Here is a 1,403-nt window from a genome sequence, read left to right on the forward strand (position 1 = left end):
TAGGAAAAGAAACGGGATTATACGTTAGAGATGGTTATGGGATAGGTGGTACCATTAATATTGGAGATTAAGAGAGGAGCATATTAATATGCAACCATTTAAGGTTGGAAAATACATATAGATTTTAAAAATACGAAAGGGGAAACAAAATGGGAAAGATAATGAGAACCCTTGTAATCATAGGTATACTTATCCCTCCGGTACTACTGTGGAGTGCACCTGATGTTCCTTTAAATGATAAACTGCTGTTTATAGGGTTACAACTAACTGTAGGATTCACCACAGTGGTAGTGTTAGAGATTATGTTTAAAAATCGAAAAAAGAAGAAGGCAAAATAGAGATAGATTGTATGGAATCACAGCTGAAAATATGCAACATGTATAACTAATAGTTTTAATTGGGGGGTGACCTACCAGTTGCCTCTTTTAACGTTATAGTTATAGTTTTAATTTTATCTGAAAAAGAAAAAGGAGCAACGATATGCTTAAGCAAGGTAAATTTATGATTATTATTGGCACAATGGTACTTGTTATTGCAGGGTGGTTTTTCCCATTTAATTTATGGCAGAAACTATTTTTCAGTATTGGTATGATTAGTATTGGGATGTTGGCATATGGAAGTTCAGTATTATTTAATCGTTTAGCTAAAAAAATTACAAATAGAGGTGAATAAACACCTAGGAATTTTGTATTGATTGAGAAATGTTAATAATAAATTTTTCATAAGAGTTGGAGAGAGCTGTACTTTAATAAGTAAGTAGCGAACATCATCTTATGGTTTTGAAATTAAAGGATATTTTTTGAAAGTGAAGTGTTACATATTACCGCTAGTGATAAGTATGTGAATGTGTGTTAATTTAATGAAAAAAGCCGCCTATTACAGGCGGTCATTTTGTAATATATGTAATATTATTTACTGATTATTTTTTCGCTTATTAATTTTGTATGCTCATTTAAATAAATATCTATTAGATTTCTTAATGTAATAGTTTCTATTTCAAGAGGGATTTCGATTTCATCTTCATCATACTTATTAAATATAACTGTTGTATCTCTTCGAACATCTGCCCCAAAAATATTTGCACTTATTTTTTTGTGATGACTTTTTTTGTTTAAAACTTTATCTACAGTTTCAGCTATCCAATCACCGAATGTGGATACCTCCACATTTAAAAAAGCTTCTAAAGTATCGAATTCTTTTTGTAGTCTAATAACTAAGCTACCTGTACTAAGTAATTCGAATTTGTAATCCATATTATTTTCTCCTTCAAAAAATTAATTTTATCGATACATCGTCCACATTCCAATGTCTTTAAAACCTAATCGTTTATAAATTCGTCCAGCAGTTGGATTGTTATAAAATAAGCCATCCGTTTGGACAGCTCATTTAGTCGGGTAAGCGGG

General features: G+C 30.8%; 3 protein-coding genes and 1 pseudogene. 2 read left to right on the forward strand and 2 right to left on the reverse strand.

Going from position 1 to position 1,403, the window contains the following annotated elements; translation table 11 throughout:
* The first annotated feature begins 149 nt into the window (after positions 1–149).
* Both KI369_RS26650 and KI369_RS26655 read left to right on the forward strand, forming a co-directional pair.
* Positions 150–338, forward strand: coding sequence for a hypothetical protein (locus KI369_RS26650; RefSeq protein ID WP_000516420.1), 189 nt, complete (start codon positions 150–152; stop codon positions 336–338).
* A 142-nt stretch (positions 339–480) separates the two neighbouring features.
* Positions 481–672: a hypothetical protein gene (locus KI369_RS26655; RefSeq protein WP_000917614.1), complete on the forward strand. Its 192-nt coding sequence runs from the start codon at positions 481–483 to the stop codon at positions 670–672.
* 236 nt (positions 673–908) lie between these two features.
* Here the strand turns inward: KI369_RS26655 and KI369_RS26660 are convergent, their stop codons facing one another.
* Positions 909–1,253, reverse strand: a complete 345-nt coding sequence (locus tag KI369_RS26660; protein WP_212958515.1) for a hypothetical protein — start codon at positions 1,251–1,253, stop codon at positions 909–911.
* A 27-nt stretch (positions 1,254–1,280) separates the two neighbouring features.
* Positions 1,281–1,364: pseudogene (locus KI369_RS29830) on the reverse strand (GNAT family N-acetyltransferase); the annotation flags it as partial.
* Positions 1,365–1,403: the final 39 nt, after the last annotated feature.

The organism is Bacillus sanguinis (genome assembly GCF_018332475.1).
GTDB classification, from domain to species: domain Bacteria; phylum Bacillota; class Bacilli; order Bacillales; family Bacillaceae_G; genus Bacillus_A; species Bacillus_A sanguinis.